We start from the raw sequence: 19,705 nt of genomic DNA on the forward strand, positions 1-19,705 counted from the left end.
TCCGTCAGTGACAGGTTGCTGTCAGGTTGTCCCTCAACTCTACTGCGTGCAAGGCGTCCAGTCCAAGGGGCGCCCGCCAAATGGGAGGAATACCATGAATACCACGATGAAGGCGCTCGTCACGAGCGTCGCCCTTACTGTTGCCGGCACCGCATCCTTTGCGGCCGAATGCATTGCCCCCGCCAACCCCGGTGGTGGCTGGGATTTCACCTGCCGCCAGATCGGCAAGATCCTGTACGACATCGGCCAGGTCGATGCACCCGTGCAGGTCACCAACATGGCAGGCGGCGGCGGCGGTCTGGCCTACAGCCACGTCGTGAACGAGCGCGCCGATGACAACGAGCTGATCGTTGCCGCCTCGTCCGCGACCACGACCCGCCTGGCGCAGAACGCCTTTGCCGGCATGACCGCCGACCAGGTCCGCTTTGTCGGTGCCATCGGTGCCGATCCCGGCGTGATCGTCGTTGCGGCCGACAGCCCGTTCCAGTCGCTGAACGACATGGTCGACGCGATCAAGGCCGATCCCGGCTCGGTCGCCTTTGCGGGCGGCTCTGCTGCTGGCGGCTTTGACCACCTCAAGGTTCTTCAGGTCCTGAAAAAGTCCGGTTTCGACGACATCACCAAGATCAAGTACATCGGCGTCGATGGCGGCGCGGATGCGATCACCCAGACCGTCGGCGGCTTTACCCAAGGCATGACCGGCGACATGTCCGAGGTCGTGGGCTTCATCAAGTCGGGCGAAGTGCGCGCACTGGCCGTCCTGACCGAAGAGCGCGTCCCCGGGTTCGACGACATCCCGACCGCAATGGAGCAGGGCATCGACGTTGTCGCGGTGAACTGGCGCGGCCTCTACGTGCCCAAGAACATCAGCGACGAAGATTTCGAAGCCTGGGGTGCCAAGCTGAAGGCCGTGGCCGAAAGCGCCGAGTGGCAAGAGGCGATGGCCGCCAACGGTCTGGCCCCCTTCACCAAGGTTGGCGGCGATTTCCAGTCCTGGGTTGATGGCGTGATCGCCGACACCGTGGAGCTGTCCAAAGAAATCGGTGTGATCCAGTGATGAAAAGCGACCGCGTCTTCGGACTGGTCGTGATCCTTGGGGCGCTCGCGTATATCGCGGGCGCCTTCCAGATACAGACCAGCTTCATGGCCGACCCTGTCGGCTCCAAAACCTTTCCGATCATTCTTGGCGTCGTGGCGATCCTGTGCGGGTTGGTCATGCTTGTCCGCCCGGACGAGGAACCGGACTGGCCTGACACGAAAACCCTTGTGAACATCGCCATCGCGGCGCTGGTCATGGTGGCCTATGCCTATACGCTGAAACCCGGCGGTTTCCTGATCCCGACGGCGATCTGTGCCGCGGTGCTCAGCTATCAGATCAGCCCGCGCGCCGTTCCTGCGGCCCTGACGGGTGTTGGCCTGTCGATCGGGCTGTTCTTCATCTTCAAATTCGTCCTTGGCCTCGGGCTGTCGCCCCTGCCCAAAGCATTGATGGGATAACACCATGGAATTGCTATCCAATCTTGCACTGGGCTTTTCCGTGGCCCTGTCGCCCTTTACCCTGATGCTGGCCGTGATCGGCTGCTTTCTGGGCACCATCATCGGCGCGCTGCCGGGCCTTGGCCCGTCGAACGGCGTGGCGATCCTGATCCCTCTGGCCTTTTCGCTGGGCCTTGATGCCACCTCGGCGCTGGTGCTGATGACATCCGTCTACTACGGCGCGATGTACGGCGGGCGGATCAGCTCGATCCTGCTGAACATCCCCGGCGACGAACCGGCGCTGATGACCACGCTGGACGGCTATCCCATGGCCAAGGCGGGCCGCGCCGGCGAAGCGCTGGTGCTGTCGGGCTTTGCGTCCTTCTTTGGCGCGCTCTTCGCCACCATCGGCTTGATGCTGCTGGCCCCGCTGCTTAGTCGCATCGCCTATCAGTTTGGCCCGGCCGAATACTTCGCGCTGTACCTGCTGGCGTTTTCGACGCTGGGCGGCATTGCCTCGAACAACCAGGCCAAGGCGGCGCTGGCCTCCTGTATCGGGCTTGGCATCGCGATGATCGGCCTGGACAACACCAGCGGCATGCCGCGCTTTACCGGTGGCAACATGCACCTGATGGACGGGGTCGATTTCCTTGTCGCCATCGTCGGGCTGTTCGCCGTGGCCGAGGTCTTTGTCTTTATCGAAAGCCACGGGCGCGGGTCGTCCATCGGGGTCAAGCTGGAAAAGGTCACCATCCCGGTCAAGGAACTGGTCGGCGGCACCATGACCATGCTGCGGTCGTCGGTGATCGGCTTTGTCGCGGGCGTTCTGCCCGGCGCGGGGGCCTCGCTGGGGTCTTTCCTGGCCTATATGGCCGAGAAATCCGTGCAGGGTGAAAAGGCGGGCTTTGGCAAGGGCAACCCCAAGGGCGTCATGGCCCCCGAGGCCGGCAACAACGCCGCCGCGGGCGGCGCGCTGGTGCCGATGCTGACGCTGGGGGTTCCCGGATCGGGCACCACCGCCGTTCTGCTGGCGCTGCTGATGACGCTGAACATCACCCCCGGTCCGACCCTGTTCACCGACCGGCCCGATGTGGTCTGGGGTCTGATCGCCTCGCTTTTGATTGCGAACTTTGTCCTGCTGGCGCTGAACGTGCCGATGGTAAAGATCTTTGTGCACATCCTGTCGGTGCCCGCATGGGTTCTGCTGCCGGGCGTGATGATGATTTCCTTTGTCGGGATCTATTCGCTGTCGGGCAGCTATTTCGACCTGCTGCTGATGATCGTCTTTGGCCTGATCGGCTGGATGTTCCGCAAACTGGACATCCCCACGGTGCCGATCATTCTTGGCATCCTGCTGGGCAACCACATGGAGGACGCCCTGCGTCGCGCCATGGTCCTTTCGGACGGGGAATGGACCTATCTGTTCAGCTCGCCCATCTCGATCGGGTTGTGGATTTTCGCCATCGCCGGGTTTGTCGCGCCGATGTTCCTGCGCAAGGTTCTGACCAAGCCGCAGGCAATCACGGACTGATCCCGGATCGCCCCTGCAACACCGCGTTTCGCAGCCCCTTTCGGGCGCTGCGGAACGCACCCCCCAACGACCATAGCGGACCCCGCACATGACTACGCGCATCCTGATCCCGTCCGGCGTACTGGGCCTTGGCTTTGACGAAGAGGCGCTGTGGCGCGGCGTGGACATGTCCCCCGACCTGATCGCCATCGACGGCGGGTCGACCGATTCCGGTCCGGCCTCGCTTGGCTCTGGAACCTCCAAATACGCGCGCGGCGCGATCAAGGCGGAATGGCGGGTGCTGATGCAGGCCCGCGCCAAGGCCGGTGTACCGCTGGTCATCGGCACCTGCGGCACCGCCGGGGCCGACCCGCATGTCGACTGGATGTACCAGATCACGCTGGAACTGGCGGCCGAGCTGGGCCAGAGCCTGCGCATCGCGCGGCTGTATTCGGAACAATCGCCGCAAAGCCTGCGCACCGCGTTTGATGCGGGCAAGGTCACGGCGCTGGACCCGGCCCCCGATCTGGACGCGGACAAGATCGACGGCATGTGCCATATCGTTGCCCTTGCCGGAGCCGAACAGATTCAGAAAGCGCTGGACACCGGCGCCGATATCGTGCTGGCCGGGCGGACCACCGACACCGCCATCATCGCCGCCCTGCCCCTTGCGCGGGGCGAACACCCCGGTGCCTGCTGGCATGGCGCCAAGGTCGGCGAATGCGGCGCGCTGTGTTCGACCAACCCCACCAGCGGCGTGATCGTGGTGGATTTCGACGACACGGGGTTCGAGGTGACGCCGCTGGCCAAGGGCGCGCGCTGCACTCCGCATTCGGTCTGCGCCCATATGCTGTACGAGAATTCCGACCCCTATATCCTGTATGAACCCGGCGGCTATCTGGACGTGACGCATGCAGGCTATAGCGCCCTGAACGACACCTCGGTGCGTGTCACCGGCGCACAGTGGCACCCCGGCGCCTATACCGTGAAACTGGAGGCGGCGCGCGTCGCGGGCTATCAGACCACCCTGATGGCGACCCTGCGCAACCGCCGCTATGTGGAAAACGCCCGCGCCTGGGCCGATCGGTTGCTGGCTTTCCTTGACAGGAAAATCGCGGCGGGCATGGACCTGCCCAAAGACGCCTATACCGTCGATCTGCGCCTGATCGGCATCGACAGTGCGCTTGGAGCATTGGAGGCACATCAGGGTGCCCCGACCGAGGTGGGCGCCTTTGTCATCGTCACCGCCCCGACCCAGCAGGACGCGACCGAGATCGCCAAGCTGATCAACCCTTTCCTGTTGCACTATCCGCTGACCGACGACGAAGAACTGCCAACCTTTGCCTTTCCTTATTCGCCCGCGCATTCCGAGCGCGGCGCGCTCTATGAATTCGCGATGAACCATGTTCTGACGCTGGACGATCCGATGCAGGCCTTCCGCCTTGTGACCGAGGATATCTGACATGACGACACTTGCCGACACCGTCACGAAAATCCGATCCAAGAACGCCGGGCCCTTTTGGGTCACGGTCGATATCTTTTGCGGGTCAAAGGACCGCTTTGAGCAGTTGACCCAAAGCCTGAGCACCGAGGCCGTGGCGCAGCTGTACCGTGTTTCGCCCGAAACGCTGAAGCGGTTCGACATCGCCAACCTCAACGTCATCAAGTTCAGCTTTCCCCGGCCCGTGCCGCAAGGCGCCCCCCTGGACCGCGACCAGCATGGCGCGCAGTATGCCGTGTTGCTTGAGGAACTGACGCTTGCCTGAAACGCGAAAACGCGTCGCCCTGACGCTGCTGATCGCGGCGCTTGGGGCGGCGCTGTTCGTCTTGATCGGCCTGCCCCTGCCGCTGCTGCTGGGGCCGATGATTGCCTGCCTGATCGCCGCACTGGCCGGGGCACCGCTGCGCGGCATGGGCACCTTTGGCACCTTCATGCGCACCTTTCTGGGTGTTGCCGTCGGCAGTTCGGTCACGCCCCAGGTGGTTGCGCAGATCCCGTCCTATCTGGGCACGCTGGTCTTTGTTCCGGTCTTTGTCGCCATCATTGGCGGGCTGGGCTATCCGCTGCTGCGGCGCATGGGGCTGAACCATCCAACCGCCTTTTACGGCGCCATGCCCGGCGGTTTGCAGGACATGCTGGTGTTCGGAGAGGAAGCCGGCGGCGACGTGCGCGCCATGTCCCTGATCCATGCCACCCGCGTGCTGGTCATTGTCACCATCGCGCCGATCCTGATGCAGTGGTTCTGGCAGGTCGATTTGACCGCGCCCCCCGGCCAGTCGGCCCGCGACACTGACCCGCTGGAAATCGCCCTGATGGTCGGCGCCGGGCTGGTCGGCTGGAAACTGGCCGAGCGTGTCGGCCTGTTCGGGGCCTCGCTGCTGGGGCCGATGATCCTGACCGCGGCGCTGGCGCTGTCGGGGATCATCACGCATCGCCCCCCGGCCGAGATCATCTGGGCGGCGCAGATCTTTATCGGCATTTCGGTGGGCGTGAAATACGCCGGGATCACCGGGCGCGAATTGCGGCACTTTGTTGTGGCGGGACTGGGGTTTTCCCTGCTTCTGGCCGTGATCAGCCTGGCGTTCATCGAGGCGATCCACCTTGTCGCCCATGCCGACCCGATGGACAGTTTCCTGTCCTTCCTGCCCGGCGGTCAGGGCGAAATGGTGGTGATCGCCATCGTCGCGGGGGCGGACCTGTCGTTTGTGGTCACGCACCACCTGTTCCGGCTGATCCTTGTGATCCTGCTGGCGCCGGTGGCGGCGCGGCTGCTGGGGCGGGTCACGGGGCGATAGGGCCCGGTTCACCTCAGACCGTGATGGCGGTTCCCGCCGCGCCCAGCGTTTTGGCGACATGGCTGGCAATCGCCGTATCCTGAGCGCCGGTGCCGGTCAAATCACAGATGGTGATGTCCTGCGGGCTGCGCCGCCCCTTGGCCGCACCGGTGATGATCTGGCCCAGTTCCGGCGGGGTCTGCGGCATCAGGCCTGCGGCGCGCGCGGCCTCCAGCTCGCCCGCCACGGCGCATTGGCTGACCCGGTCGCAGACATAAAGGTCGGCGGCCTCCAGCGCCCTTGGGTCGATCTCGTTCTTGCCGGATTGGTCGGCGCCCATGGCGGTGATGTGCAGGCCCGGATGCAGCCAATCGGCCATGATCAGCGGGGTGCGCGCAGGCGTCGTTGTCACCACCAACTGGCTTTCGCGCACCAGCGTTTCGGCCTCGGGGCAAACCTGCACCTCGATGCCCAGCGCGGCGCGCAAGTCCTCGGCGCAGGACTGCGCCTTGGCCGGATCACGGCCATTGACCAGAAGGCGCGTGAAAGGCCGGACCAGATGCGCCGCCTGCATTTGCAGACGCGCCTGCACCCCGGTGCCGATCACCCCGGCGGTTTCGACCCGTGCCGGCGCCAGATGCCAGGCGGCCACCGCCCCGGCGGCGGCGGTGCGGATATCTGTCAGATAGCCATTGTCGAGGAAGACCGCCCTGACCAACCCGGTCTGCGCCGAGAACAGGATCATCAAACCGTTCAGGCTGGGCAGCCCCACATTCGGGTTGTCGAAGAACCCCGGCGACACCTTGATCGCAAATCCGTCAAAGCCCGGGATATAGGCGGTTTTCACGTCCACCTCGCCGTTCACCATGGGCAGGTCCATCGACAGGATCGGCGGCATGATCACCGTGTCGCTGGCCAAGGCGGCGAACGCCTCTTCGATGATGTCGATCACCGTCAGGTCCAGCGTCACGACCTCGCGCAGCTGGGTTTCAGTCACGATGCGGATGTCATGTGCCATAGCGGCGTCCTTTCACAAGCGTATCGCCCAGCTGGATATCATCGCCCGCCATGATGCGGTGGAACATCTGCATATCCAGATTGCGCCCGGTGATGATGGTGCCGACGGGGCCGCGTGGTGCGGGCAGCTTGCCCGCCAGCGTGGCGGCCAGTCCGACGACACAGGCGCCTTCGGCAACGATGCGATCCTCAAAGAACAGCACCTGCATGGCGTGGTAGATTTCTTCCTCGGTGACCAGCACCGTATCGTCCAGAAGATCGCGGCAGATCGGATAGCTTAGGCGGTTGTGCATGCCGATGCCGCCGCCAAGACTGTCGGCAAGGCTGGGGACTTCTTCCACCTCGACGGGGTGGCCTGCGGCAATCGACAGGTGCATGGCCGCACCGCGATCCATGGTGACGCCGATCACCTCGATCCCCGGCTTGATCGCCTTGGCCGCCACGGCCACGCCCGCCGCCAGACCACCGCCCGACAGCGGAACCAGCAAGGTGTCCAGATCGGGCCGCGCCTCAAGCATCTCAAGCCCGATGGTCCCCTGCCCCGCGATCACGAAAGGATCGTCAAAGGGCGAGATTTCGACCAGCCCCTCGGCCTGCACCAACCGTTGGCTTTCGGCCTGCGCCTGATCCTGAGAGGTGCCGCAGATCACCACCTCGGCGCCCAGCGCGCGGATGCCATCGACCTTGGCCTGCGGCACCAATGACGACATGCAAACCACGGCCCGAATGCCCCTTTGCGCCGCAGCATAGGCCACGCCGCGCCCGTGGTTGCCGGTAGAACAGCAGGTCACGCCAGCGGTCCCTTTGGGCAGGTTCGCCACCGCATTCAACGCCCCGCGCAGCTTGAACGCGCCGATGGGCTGCATGTTTTCAAGCTTGAGCAGGAAGTCCTGCCCGCAGCGCGCCGCCATATAGGGCGACGGCACCAGCGGCGTCGCATCCGCCACCCCACGCAGCACAGCCTGCGCGGCCATGATATCGGCCAGCGTCACGCCATCCTTTGCCTGCTGCATCGCCTTGCCCCCCGCGCGTCTTTGACCAAGTCAAAGCACCAATTTGCCTTTTGCGAAACCCCTTGCAACGCGCCGCGCATTGGGCACCCTTGCACCAACCCAAGAGGAGGGACCGCATTGAGCATTCACGCCCGGATCGTTGACGACCTGATCGCCAACGATATCAGTTTCATGACCACCGTGCCCTGCAAGCAGCTGGCCGGCGTCATCGAGGAAATCGAGAACCGACCCGATATCATGCACGTCCCCGCCAACAAGGAAGACGAAGGCATGGGCCTGTGCGCCGGGGCATGGATGGGCGGCAAGCGCAGCGCCATCATCATGCAGAACACCGCCATCGGCGTGACGATCAACACGCTGGCGACGCTGATCCAGTATTACCGGATGCCGCTGCCGATGCTGATTTCCTATCGCGGAGAGCTGCGCGAACCGGTCGCCTGCCAGGTCGAAATGGCGGTACACACCAAGGCCCTGCTGGCGCAGATGAACATCCCGACCTATCACTTTCACCGCCAGTCGGACGTCGAAGAACTGGACGCGATCCTCAAATATACCTTCATGTGCAACAAACCCGTGGCGATCCTGACCGACGCCAATTTCTGGGGAGGCTATGGCGACCAATGATCCGTTCCGAAATCCTGCGCGAGATCGCGCCCATTCTTCGTGACCAACTGGTGGTCTGCAACATCGGCATTCCGTCGCAGGAACTGCACGCCATCGACGACCAGCCCAGCAATTTTTACATGCTGGGGACCATGGGGCTTGCCTCGTCCATCGGGTTGGGGCTGGCGCTGGCGCAGCCGAAACCGGTGGTGGTGATCGACGGTGACGGCTCGGTCCTGACGAACCTTGGCACGCTGCCGACCATCGCCAACAACGTCGCGGACAACTATATCCTGATGATCATCGACAACGGGTCTTATGGGTCAACCGGGGATCAGCCGACCTATACGGGCAAGAAAACCTCGCTTGCCGGGATGGCGCGCGCGGCGGGCTGTGAAAACGTGGTCGAAGTCCAGGACATCGACACCGGCAAGGCGCTGAAAGCGGCGCTGGACAGCGGCAAGATGACGGTGATGGTGGTGAAATGCGACAGCGGCAACGCCAAGATGCCGGTGATCACCATGGACCCGGTGACGATCCGCGATCGGTTCATGGCCGCCGTCCGGGCCTGACAGAAGCAGGCCGCGCCCGGGGCCTTGCCCCCCGCGGGCGCGGCCTTTGAAACACCGCTTAGCGGGTTTGCGTCAACTGGCCGTGGGCGGCTGTCAGACCCTGCAGGGTGATGCCTTCGATATCGACCATGCGGCACCAGGCCGATTGACCATTGAGCGCCGTCTCATAGGCCTTGGCAAGGCCGGCGGCCCCCAGGATCACCACCTCCTGGCCCAGCCAGTAAGGGCGCGCGGCGGCCAGTTCCATGCCGATCAACAGGCCCGACAACCGCGCCCGCGCCACGTCGGGCGACTGCGCTTGCAACAGCTGCGCGGCGCGCAGGCCGAACAGCTCGGCCGCCACTCCGGCGGGGCGCGACAGCATTTCGGACACCGCGCCCAGGAACGCCTCGTCATCCCAGCCCTGGCCGATGGAATGACGCAACACCGATTGACCGCTGAGCAAGGCAAACAGTTCACCCGTCATGTAGGTGCGGAAGGACACCACCTCTTGGGCGCTGATATGCGCCCATTTGCTGTGGGTTCCGGGCAGACACAGAATGCCGTCGAAGTTCGGCTCTGACGCCAGGAACCCCGCGATCTGGGTTTCCTCGCCGCGCATCACGTCGGGCGGCGACATCTGCGACAGGCCGGGCAGGATATGGACCGACAGGCGCGGATCCTGCGTGGCCACGCGCGTCGCCTGGGCCAGGCTTGGGGGCGCGCAGGGCACGCTGGCATAAGGCGCCTCGGCCCAGCCCTGCCGCGCACCGGCCATGCCGCAGATGATCACCGGGGTCTGCGTTTCGGGCAGTTGGTCGCCGACCAGGTCCAGCAGCACCGGTTCATAGCCGTCGGAGGTCAGGCTGCCCATGCCGCGGTCTGACTCGCGCCGGGCGATGACCTTGTCGTTCCCATCCATCATCCACAGACGCAGGTGCGTTGTGCCCCAGTCGACGGCAATCCAGGACAAGGCAGGGTTCGACATGGTGGTGGTCCTTCTGGGGCGGCTCTGGTTGATGCGGTTTGGGCCATTTCATGGCATTCGCGCCCAGCGCCGTCAATTGCGCGCACCCTGCGCCGGACAAGGGGCATCAGTGCGCGCAATTTTAGCAACATCGGGATGCATGACCGGCCAGCGGGATCGCAGGCCAACAACGCGTCGCAAAATCGTGTTTCCTTTCATGGCGTTACACATGACCCTGGCCAAGCCCGCACATCCCGACAGAATTTGAACGGTATTTGTCTTCAAGCCCGTGTTTAGGCTCCTCTTCAAACATTGCGGCCTAGAACGCCCCCTGAGTTGGGATGAAAGCGAACAGATGATCGACAGCGATGCGGTTGCCGCGTTCAAACGGTTTTTCTCCGGGTCGGATTTTCCGGCCTGGATTGCCTGTCTGGACGGATCGCATGCGGTCGTGAATGCGGCCTATCTGCGGACCAGCGGCGCGGCGATCCCGGCGCATGTGCCAATCCCGACCTCGGAATTTCTGACACCGGCCGACATCAAGCATCTTGGCCAGGCGGGTGCCTTGTTCGCTGGCCCCGACCGCAAGGATGGCAGTCACCACATCTGGCTGACCGGCGGAGCAGAGGCGGCTGGCGCCTATACGCTGCAGCCAATCGTCGACGGCAGCGGACCAAGGGCCATTCTGGGCACCCGATCCTATGGCGCCCCCTTCTTTTCGCGACAAACCGGACCGCAGGTCGAAAGCGTCACGCTGCAACAGGCCGCGATCGACAGCAGCGCGATCGCGCTATGGTTTGCCGATACCGGAACCGGACAGCTTCGCGCCAACGAAGGGTTCTTCAAGCTGATCGGCTTTTCACCCGACGAAGTCGATCTTGCCCCCGATTGGATCCGCAATCGCATTCACCCCGAAGATCTGCGCGGCACCATCAAGGGCGTCGAGGATTTGCTGTCCGGCAGGACCGACCGCTATTGCGGCGACTACCGGATCCGCTGCAAGGACGGGACCTGGAAATGGCTTCAGTCCAGCGCCCAGCTGGCCACCCGCCAGGACGACAAGGGCAGCGCCCCGGTGATCTGTGGCAGTTTTCTGGATATCTCGGCCAGGAAAGTCAACGAAAGCGCCATGGCCCAGGCCCTGCGCGAGGCTGAACAAACCAAATCGCTGTTGCAATACAGCGAAGAGGCGCATCGCGTTTCCACCGAAAGCGGCGGCATCGCCCCCTGGCATATTGATCCGCAAAGCGGTGATGCATGGTGGAGCGATCATTTCTATCGCATCCTGGGCTATGAGGTTGGCGAAATCGCCCCCCACCGCGAAGCCCTTGTCGCATTGATCCACCCAGAGGATATCCAGCCCGCGGTCAACGCGATGCAGGCCCTGAAACAAGGGCAGTCCGAAGAATACAATATCCAGTTCCGGGCAAGACGTGCGGACGGCAGCTGGCAATGGTACGAGGCCGTCGCGCGCCTGGTGCCGCGCGACCACATGAACCTGCATCCCCTGATCTGCGGCAGCATGCGCGATATCGGCGACTGGAAGCACACCGAGGCCCGGCTTGAAACGGCCGTGGCCGAAGCGCGTGCGGCCCGCGACGATGCCCAAAACGCCCGCAGCGTCGCCCAGTGGAACGAAGAGATCCTGCGCGTCTCCTCTGAAAGCGGCAATGTCGTCCCCTGGATTCGGGTGCCCGACACCGGGGAATCCTGGTTTGGCGCGAATGTCGCGGACGTTCTGGGGCTGAACCGCGGCGCGCCGATGAACGCTGGCCTGTTCCGGACCCTGATCCACCCCGAGGACAGCCCGGGGGTCATCGCCTCGCTGACAAACCTGGAACGCGGCGAAACGGAAGTTTACGCCGAAGACTTTCGGGTCAGGCGGGCGGATGGCAGCTGGAGCTGGGTGACATCTCGGGGGCGGCGGATCGACCGGTCGGACAGGGGGTTGCCCTTTCTCCTCTGTGGCAGCCTGACGGTCATCGACCATCTCAAGGACAACGAACGCCGCCTGGCCGAGGCCGCGGAATTCGCCCGCCGGGCGCGCGACCGCCTGAACCGTCTGGCCGACAATGCGCCCGGTGCCCTGTACGAATTCCGCCAGGCCGCCGACGGCAGCTATGACCTGCCGTATTTCAGCGCGAAACTGCCCGAGCTTCTGGGCATCGATGCCAGCATCATGGGGTCGGACGGGGCTGTTGTCCTGACCAATGTCGCGCCCGAGGACCTGCCCGAATTCGAAATCAGGCTGCTGGCCTCGAAACAGACCCTGACGGAATTCAAATGGCAGTTCCGGGTGAACCACCCGGACAAGGGACAACGCTGGATCCTGTGCACATCGGTCCCCAAGGCACAGGACGACGGATCAACCATCTGGTTCGGCAACCTGTTCGACATCACCGACCAGCTGAGGACCGAGCTCAAGGCGCAGGAGGCCGCCGAGGCGGTCAAGGCCGCGCATGCGCGACTGACCACCATCGCCGACAACGCCCCTGCCGGGATTTTCGAATTGCGCCGCACCCAAAGCGGCGAAACGGAACTGCGCTATACCAGTGCGCGGCTCAAGGCGCTGGTCGGGCTTGAAACCGTCTCGGCCGCCGAATTCCTGCCGCGGCTGTTGGCGCGCATCCTGCCCGAGGACAAGCCTGGCTATCTGGGCTCGATGGAATTGTCGCGCCAAAGCCTGAGCCAGTGGAGCCACCGTTTCCGCGTGGATCACCCGGTGCAGGGCATTCGCTGGATCGCCGGCTCTGCGACGCCCGAGGTGCGCGATGACGGCTCGGTCACCTGGATCGGCACGATTCACGATGTGACCCCCGACGCCAAGCGCGAGGCAGAGCTGCGCCAGGCCCATGAACTGGCCGAACGGATGCGCGAGAAAAGCGAATGGCAGGCCTATCACGATTCCCTGACCGACCTGCCGAACCGCCGGTTCTTTGACCGCGCGCTGGCCGAAAGGATGGAGAAAACCCGTGCCGACCAGGGCCCGCGCGACTGCGTGCTGATCCGCATTGATGGCGACCGGTTCAAATACATCAACGACACGCTGGGCCACGAAGCGGGCGACGAGGTTCTGAAACGGATTGGCCGCATCCTGGTCGATGCGACCCGCGCAGATGATCTGGCAGCGCGGATCGGCGGTGACGAATTTTCCTTGTTGCTGGCGCCCGGCACCTCGCCGCGCGCGGCAGAAAAGATCGTGGAACGGATTCAGCGGGGCCTGGCCGAACCGATCACCTTCAACGACCGCCAATGCCTGATCGAAGTCAGCTTTGGCATCGCCCATGTCGATGATCTGGGCGCCACGGGCAGCGATATCCTGCCCTTTGCCGACGCGGCGCTGTACCGCGCCAAGGAAAAGGGCCGCAACCGGCTGGAATTCTTCACCCCTGCCCTAAAGGCGGAAATCCTGCATGATCGCCAATTGGCAAACGAGTTGCAGGATGCACTGAACAACGACGAATTCGTGCCGTACTTTCAACCGCAGATCTGCGCCCGAAACGGCAGCTTGTCGGGGGTCGAAACGTTGCTGCGCTGGCAGCATCCGTCGCGCGGCATCCTGGGGCCGGATCATTTTCTGAAGGTGGCCGACCAGTTGCGCATGGTGCCGGAACTGGACGGGATCATGCTGGCCAAGGCGCAGCAATCCTTGCGCAACTGGCGCGCGCAGGGGGTGGTGATCCCCAAGATCGGGTTCAACGTCAGCTCGGGCCGGATGCGTGACCCCAATATCCTGACCGCCGCCGAACGGATCACCGGCGATGGCACCAAGGTTGCCTTTGAGCTACTGGAATCGATCCTGCTGGAGGAAGAAAACGACATTTTCCGCTTTCACCTGGACCAGCTGCGCGAGGCCGGCGTGGATATCGAGATCGACGACTTTGGCTCGGGGCATGCCTCGATCATCGCACTAATGGCGATTTCACCCTCGGCGCTCAAGATCGATCGGCGGCTGGTCCAGCCGGTCGACCAGGGCTTTCGCCCGCGCAAGATGGTGCGCGCCATCGTCGAAATCGCGGAAACCTTTGAAATCAAGACCATCGCCGAGGGCGTGGAGACCCCCGAACAGGTGGATATCCTGCGCGATCTGGGCTGCGATATCCTGCAGGGCTATCACTATTCCCGGCCAATCTGCGAAGCCGAGTTGACGCAGTTCGTCACCGGCCTGTCGGACGGGGCGCCTGACGGCAAACACCGCCGCAGCGCCGCTCAGTAATCGCGTTCAAAGAATAGCCCGATCCCGGTGCCGCCGTCCGATCCGACCTGCCCGCGCAGTTTGGTCGACGGGGTCAGGTCAAGGTTCAGGTTGATCCGGCTTTGGCCGGAACTGTCGATCTCGACGTCGGTATAGGCGTTTTCGCTGATGTATTTGCCAACACGCAGCGTCGCGGCGCCGTTTTCATCGGTGGTCACGTCAAGATCGTCGAACCCGGTGGTCTGGCGCAGCCTTTCGACGATCCCGACACCGCCCTGCCCCGCCAAGGTTGCCACGGCCGATGCCAACTGCACCGCCTGCAAAGCCGAGATCGACGACACACCGCGCCCGAACAACAGGCGCGCCAGGACTTCGTCCTCGGGCAGGGCGGGGTCGGATTCGAACTTGATTTCGGGCGAATCCGCCGGACCTTCGATCGTGACGTAAACCACCGTGTCATCAGCAGTCGTGCGCGCAACAAGACGCAGCATCGGAACCAGGTCCCCCTGAAGCCGGGCCGAGCCTTCCTCGAGGATCAGGCGCTTGCCAAGGATATCAAGCCGCCCGCGGATGAGGTCGAACCGTCCTTGCGGGATCACATCCGCGCTGGACCCGGTCAGCCGCAACTGCCCGCCCAATTCGGCATCCAGCCCCCGGCCGCGCACGAAAATCCGGTTCAGCGCGACAATTTCAACATCCAGCCCCACGGCCACGCCGCCGCCGTTTTCGGCCGCGCCGGTCACGTCCAGAAGCCCCGCATAGCTGCGGGTGCGGCGCACCCCGCCCGGTTCGTTCAGATGGGTGATGTCCGGAACGGCACCATAGGATCCGATGCCCGTAGAGGGCACCCGGATTTCGGTTTCGTCCAGCACCAACTGCCCGGACAACGCCAGGTTTGCCGGCGCGCTGCCGCTTAGCCGCAGGGTGCCGTTGGCGTGGGTTTCGTAAAGTTCGGGATCGGTGATCTTGACGCCTTTCAGGATGACCTCTGCCTCGGTCACAAAGGGGGCCTGCAGGCGCACCCGCCCATCGGTCCGGATTGTGCCGCCGGAATCCAGCTTGCCGCGCGCGTCGAAATCGGCCTGACCGGCGTTCAGGGTGACCGTCGCCTCGATGCCCTTCAGCGCATTGCGCAGGGCCGGCACCGCCAGCCGCGAGTCGGACGTGGTGATCTGCCCGGACAGCGACGACAGCGTCAGCGGACCATCAAGCCGCAGGTCGACCTGCGCCATCCCTTGCACCGAATTGGCCCCCAGCCGCCGGTTTGCAAGGCCCAACGGCAAGCGCCCCGTGACGCCCAGGGCCGCGGTTTTGGCATCCTGAGCGATCTGCCCCGCCAGATCTGCGGTGATGCCCCCCGGGCCGCTGGCGGTGGTGTCCACGACCCATTGACTGCCGCTGCGCTGCGCGCGGCCCCGAATGCTGCCGGGGCCGGCCAGTTCGGGGGCCACCCAGGCCAGCGATCCGATCCGCGCATCGAAGGTTGCCGAAGGGTCGCCCTTTGTCGGCAGGTCAAGATCGGCGGTCAGGGTGATGGCGCGCGGCGCGGTTCCGTCGAGTGTCACGCGCCAGCCCTCGGCATTCTGAACCGCGCGGCCGGACACCCGCGAGGGGCCGGTCAGGCTGGGCGCGAACCCTTCGGTGCGGGCCAGATCGGCGGAAAAGGTCACGTCGCTGTCGCCGCTCGCCACCCGCCCGGCACCATTGGCCGAAAGGCCGCGCGTGGTCACCTGCGCCTGCCGAAGGGTCAGACCCGTGGCATCGCGCAAGGCAGAGACGTCAAGCCGGCTGGGTCCGACCAGCAAGTCATCGACATCGGCAATGCCAACAGCCAGGTCATTGCCAGTCGTCGACAGCGTCAGGTCAAAGGCGCCGGTGGTCAGGGTCGCCTTGCCGTCCAGATCGGCGTCAAGACTGCCGCGAAGGTCCCGCTTGGCCAGGGCAGACAGGCGCGACAGATCCTGAATCGAGGCCTGAAGCGCGCCTTGCACGGTCAGTTCGCCTTGTTCGGTTGCCACCTTGCCCGCGCCGCTGGCGGAAAGCCCACGCAAGGCGATGTTGGCACGGCGAATGGTCAGCCCTTCGGTGGTGCGCAGCGCCGATAGGTCCAGCTGGCTGGACCCGGAGAGCAGATCGTCAAGATCGGCCATGCCGACCGACAGATCGTCGCCGGTGGCGGTCAGGGCCAGGTCAAAGGCACCGGTCAAAAGCGTCGCCTGCCCCGCGAGGTCGGCCTTGATCGCGCCGCGCAGGTCCTGCCCGGCCAGGGCCGACAGCCGCGACAGATCCTGAACCGAGGCGCGGATCGTGCCATCAAGGGTCAGGTTGCTGTCCAGCCCGTCCAGCGTACCATCGCCAGACAGGTTCAGACCGCTTGCCACCAGATCAAGGTTTTCGAAACGGATCGGCGCGCCTTCCTGCCAGACGATATCGGCGCCAAGGTCGATCAGGGATCCCAGCGCCTGTTGCAGTTTCGGGTCGGTAAGCACGACCCCCTGCGCGGATGCGTCGATGCGCGCGGTGACCTGCCGCGCGGTGCCGTTGCGGATCGTGCCGCTGGTTTCCAGTTGCAACGCCTCAAGGGTCACCTCGTCGCGGCGCAGCTCCTTGAGGTCTCCGACCAGGGTCCAGGCATCGCCTTTGGCGCTGTCGAAACTGGCGGTGATCAAGGCCATGCCCACGCGGGTTTCCGGGCCGGACATCGGCAGCAGCACCGGCGCGCCATCCGGGTCCAGCAGTGCCGCGTCCAGCCGGAAGGCTTCGGGCAGGCCGTTGGCTGACAGCGAAAACGTGCCGTTCAACCGCAATGCCGCCGAAGTCGCCGACAATTCGTCCAGCGTCACGCGGCCATCGGGATACAGCGCGATACGGCTTTTCAAGGCGACCTCGGGGCCAAAGAAGGCCTGGTATTGTGGCACGAACAGCGGCGCAAGATCGCCTGCGATATCCACTCGGATCAGGCGCGGATCGGTGTCGGCGGTGTCTGCCGCCTGCGTGCTGACCTGCCCGACCAGCCGTTCCTGGCCGCCACTGCGCAGCACCACGTCTGCGGTATAGTCGTCGATCGGCGCGGCGCCGTTGACGATCAGTTCCAGCGCCGGTTTGCCCGGCAGGTTCAAAAGGTTCGCCGCAAGACCGTTTTCCGCCTCGGTCAGGTTCAGATCGACGCTCAGCTCCTTGGTCAGGTTGGAATAGCCCGCCGCAAGGGTGAATTCGCCCCGCGGCCCTTCCAGCCGGGTGATTTGCAGGTTGGCATTGCCCTGCCCGTCGGCCAGTTCCATGTTGCCGTTGATCGCGGCAACCGCCGGGATACCGATGACGGTTTCCCCCAAAACAACGCGCTGTACGGCGATCTTGTCGATACGGACGCTGACCGGCAGCTCGGGCAGGCTGAAGGCGCGGGCCTCGGGGCTGGCGGTGTCGCCGCCCGAGGGGATGCGCGGCAGGTCGATCTGGGCCGCGGACAGTTCGTTGATCTCGATCCGGCCGCCCAGAACCGCCGTGCGGTTCCAGTCCAGCACCGCGTCGGTCAGGGTCAGCCAGATGCCATCGTCATCAGCGATGGTCAGCCTGTCCATGGTCGCGCGCGAACTCAGCGCGCCGCGGAACCCTTCGACCACGACCTGACGGCCAGCACCGGACAGCGCCTCTTCGAGATAGCGGGTGATGCGGTCCTTGTCCTCTTGCGCGCTGGCGGCAAGGGTCTGAAGGAACACAAGGCATGCAACCAGAAACCAACGCATCAAAAAGCCTGCCCTATGCCAAGATAGATCTGCACCGCGCTGGAATCCGGCCCGGTGACGGGGGTTGCCACGTCGAACCGGATCGGGCCGATGCCAGTCTGATACCGCAGTCCCAGCCCGGCGCCGCTGTGCCAGCCGCCGGTATCGTCGACAAAGCCGTTCGCGCCGATATAGCCAAGGTCGTAAAAGGCGACCGCGCCGATCTTGTCGGTGAATGTTGTGCGCACCTCGCCGGACAGGCCGACAAAGGACCGTCCGCCGGTTTCATCGGTGCCGTCGTCGATGGCCAGCGATTGATAGGAATGCCCGCGCACCGTGCCGCTGCCGCCCGACAGGAACAAAAGGTCCGGCGGTGTGTCCTTGATCGACGACCCAAAGACCGAACCCAGTTGCGCGCGCGCCGCCAGCACGACCTTGCGCTCTTCGCCCAGGCCTTTGTAGATGCGGCCATCGACATAGACGCGCCCGCCCGAAGCGCTGCCGCCAAGCCCGACATAGGGCATCAGATCGGCCCGCAGGTAGGACCCCTTGGTCGCATCCAGCCCATTGTTGCGGCGGTCCCAGGTCGCGGACAGCGGAAAGCTGAGGTGGTTGAACTGCCGGCGCCCCAGATCGTCATCGACGTCAGAGTAGCGATAGGCAATCCCGGCTTCGGCGCTCAGCTCATCGGTGAATTGCCGGGTCAGACCGACCTCCAGGCTGGCCTGCTGGGAATAATAGGTCGGCTCTTCGAGCTGATCCAGATTCAGCCGGATGAACAGGTCGGTGTCCGAGGTGAAGGTCGCCGGACGCGTCAGGCTGGCGCTCAGGTGATAGTCCAGCCCTTCGGTTTCACCGCCGATGCCGCCAACCGATCCTTCGATCCGAAACCGTTCGGCGCCGCCGAACATGTTGCGGTGCATCCAGAAGGCCGACAGCTCCAACCCTTCGGCGGAATGCAGTTCGGCGCCAAAGCCGAAACGGCGGGGTTTCGCATCGACAAGCGACAGTTCGACGTCCATCTGGTTGTTGGCGTCCAGCGTATCGGCCTCGCGCAGCGTGACGGAACTGAAGGTGCCGGTGCGCCGCAGCCGGGCAGCCGATTTGACCAGAACGTCGGGATCAAAGACTTCGCCGCTGGGAATGCCGGCGATGTCCTGGATGCGGTCCTGCCGCACGGCGCTTTCGCCATCGACCACCAGATCGCCGAACCGCACCAGGGGGCCCGGGTTCAACCGCAACAGGACATCGAGGCGCGAGCGCGCGTGATCGGCGACCACGTCCTGCTCGATCACATCGGCCTTGGCATGGCCCTTTTCGCGCCAGCCATCGACGCCCGCCAGGGCGGCATCGCGGATCACATCCGTGCGCGCCGGTTCGCCGCGCTGAAAGCCTTCGGGCAGGCGGGTCTTTTTGGTGACGGGGGTTATCTCGGCCCGGCCCAGTTTGAAACGGGGGCCCGGATCGACAGAGATGACCACTTTCGACACGTTGGGCAGGCGGGTCAGCGGCGGCAGGGTCGCCGCCTCTTGTCCGTCGATGGTGATCTGGATGACGGGACCGTAATACCCTTCCTGGTAAAGCGCGCCGATCAATCGGCCATAATCCGCCTGCGCCGCGGCCAGAATGTCCTGCGGGTTCTTGTTTCCTTCCTTTTCGGCGGTCAGAACCAGCGATGCTCCGGTCAGGATCCCTTCCAACGTGTCGTCACCGCCCACGACCTTCAGCTTGCCCTGGAATGCGAATGCCGGTGCGGAAGCAAAGGCAAAAGCAACCAAAAGCAATGAGTTGGCTGTCTTGGAAAGGGCGTTTGAAAGACTCATTGATCCAGCTCGAACAGTACAGTGCGCCGACATCGGAGTGTGTGCGGCTGCGT

14 protein-coding genes are annotated in these 19,705 nt (G+C 64.4%); 9 read left to right on the top strand and 5 right to left on the bottom strand.

Translation table 11 applies throughout. From position 1 onward, the window contains the following. The first annotated feature begins 94 nt into the window (after window positions 1-94). The 6 genes from QF118_RS17020 to QF118_RS17045 all read left to right on the top strand — a co-directional run bounded on the left by QF118_RS17020 (window position 95) and on the right by QF118_RS17045 (window position 5,782). Window positions 95-1,057, top strand: a complete 963-nt coding sequence (locus QF118_RS17020) for a Bug family tripartite tricarboxylate transporter substrate binding protein (protein ID WP_282300233.1) — start codon at window positions 95-97, stop codon at window positions 1,055-1,057. After that, complete coding sequence (locus QF118_RS17025) at window positions 1,057-1,497, top strand: tripartite tricarboxylate transporter TctB family protein (protein WP_282300234.1); 441 nt, start codon at window positions 1,057-1,059, stop codon at window positions 1,495-1,497. The genes QF118_RS17020 and QF118_RS17025 overlap by 1 nt, the downstream gene beginning before the upstream one ends. Before the next feature lie 4 nt (window positions 1,498-1,501). Then, window positions 1,502-3,007 (top strand): tripartite tricarboxylate transporter permease, encoded by a 1,506-nt coding sequence (locus QF118_RS17030; protein WP_282300235.1) that lies wholly within the window; start codon window positions 1,502-1,504, stop codon window positions 3,005-3,007. Between the two features lie 88 nt (window positions 3,008-3,095). After that, window positions 3,096-4,448, top strand: a complete 1,353-nt coding sequence (locus QF118_RS17035; protein ID WP_282300236.1) for an acyclic terpene utilization AtuA family protein — start codon at window positions 3,096-3,098, stop codon at window positions 4,446-4,448. 1 nt (window position 4,449) lies between these two features. Beyond that, a complete protein-coding gene (locus QF118_RS17040) occupies window positions 4,450-4,752 on the top strand; it encodes a DUF4387 family protein (protein ID WP_282300237.1) in 303 nt (100 codons plus the stop codon). Continuing rightward, a complete protein-coding gene (locus tag QF118_RS17045; protein WP_282300238.1) occupies window positions 4,745-5,782 on the top strand; it encodes an AbrB family transcriptional regulator in 1,038 nt (345 codons plus the stop codon). Before QF118_RS17040 ends, QF118_RS17045 begins: the two co-directional genes overlap by 8 nt. A gap of 13 nt (window positions 5,783-5,795) precedes the next feature. Here QF118_RS17045 and QF118_RS17050 read toward each other — a convergent pair whose 3' ends face one another. Beyond that, complete coding sequence (locus QF118_RS17050) at window positions 5,796-6,779, bottom strand: cyclodeaminase (protein WP_282300239.1); 984 nt, start codon at window positions 6,777-6,779, stop codon at window positions 5,796-5,798. Continuing rightward, window positions 6,769-7,791: a hydroxyectoine utilization dehydratase EutB gene (gene eutB, locus QF118_RS17055; protein WP_282300240.1), complete on the bottom strand. Its 1,023-nt coding sequence runs from the start codon at window positions 7,789-7,791 to the stop codon at window positions 6,769-6,771. The genes QF118_RS17050 and eutB overlap by 11 nt, the downstream gene beginning before the upstream one ends. A 117-nt stretch (window positions 7,792-7,908) precedes the next feature. Here eutB and comD point away from each other — a divergent pair, with 117 nt between their 5' ends. Then, window positions 7,909-8,415, top strand: a complete 507-nt coding sequence (gene comD, locus QF118_RS17060) for a sulfopyruvate decarboxylase subunit alpha (protein WP_282300241.1) — start codon at window positions 7,909-7,911, stop codon at window positions 8,413-8,415. Beyond that, window positions 8,412-8,966 carry a sulfopyruvate decarboxylase subunit beta gene (gene comE / locus QF118_RS17065; protein ID WP_282300242.1) on the top strand — a complete coding sequence of 185 codons (555 nt, stop codon included), beginning with the start codon at window positions 8,412-8,414 and terminating at the stop codon, window positions 8,964-8,966. Before comD ends, comE begins: the two co-directional genes overlap by 4 nt. 58 nt (window positions 8,967-9,024) lie before the next feature. On the opposite strand, the gene QF118_RS17070 is transcribed toward comE, so the two are convergent. Further along, window positions 9,025-9,933, bottom strand: a complete 909-nt coding sequence (locus QF118_RS17070) for a 2-dehydro-3-deoxygalactonokinase (RefSeq protein WP_282300243.1) — start codon at window positions 9,931-9,933, stop codon at window positions 9,025-9,027. A gap of 334 nt (window positions 9,934-10,267) precedes the next feature. Here QF118_RS17070 and QF118_RS17075 point away from each other — a divergent pair, with 334 nt between their 5' ends. After that, window positions 10,268-14,128 carry a sensor domain-containing protein gene (locus QF118_RS17075; protein WP_282300244.1) on the top strand — a complete coding sequence of 1,287 codons (3,861 nt, stop codon included), beginning with the start codon at window positions 10,268-10,270 and terminating at the stop codon, window positions 14,126-14,128. Here the strand turns inward: QF118_RS17075 and QF118_RS17080 are convergent. Then, window positions 14,122-17,850 (bottom strand): translocation/assembly module TamB domain-containing protein, encoded by a 3,729-nt coding sequence (locus QF118_RS17080; protein ID WP_282300245.1) that lies wholly within the window; start codon window positions 17,848-17,850, stop codon window positions 14,122-14,124. The two genes, QF118_RS17075 and QF118_RS17080, sit on opposite strands and share 7 nt — an antisense overlap. Next, window positions 17,850-19,613: an autotransporter assembly complex protein TamA gene (locus tag QF118_RS17085; protein ID WP_282300246.1), complete on the bottom strand. Its 1,764-nt coding sequence runs from the start codon at window positions 19,611-19,613 to the stop codon at window positions 17,850-17,852. The genes QF118_RS17080 and QF118_RS17085 overlap by 1 nt, the downstream gene beginning before the upstream one ends. Window positions 19,614-19,705 lie beyond the last annotated feature (92 nt).

This window comes from Tropicibacter oceani, assembly GCF_029958925.1.
Taxonomy (GTDB): Bacteria; Pseudomonadota; Alphaproteobacteria; order Rhodobacterales; family Rhodobacteraceae; genus Pacificoceanicola; species Pacificoceanicola oceani.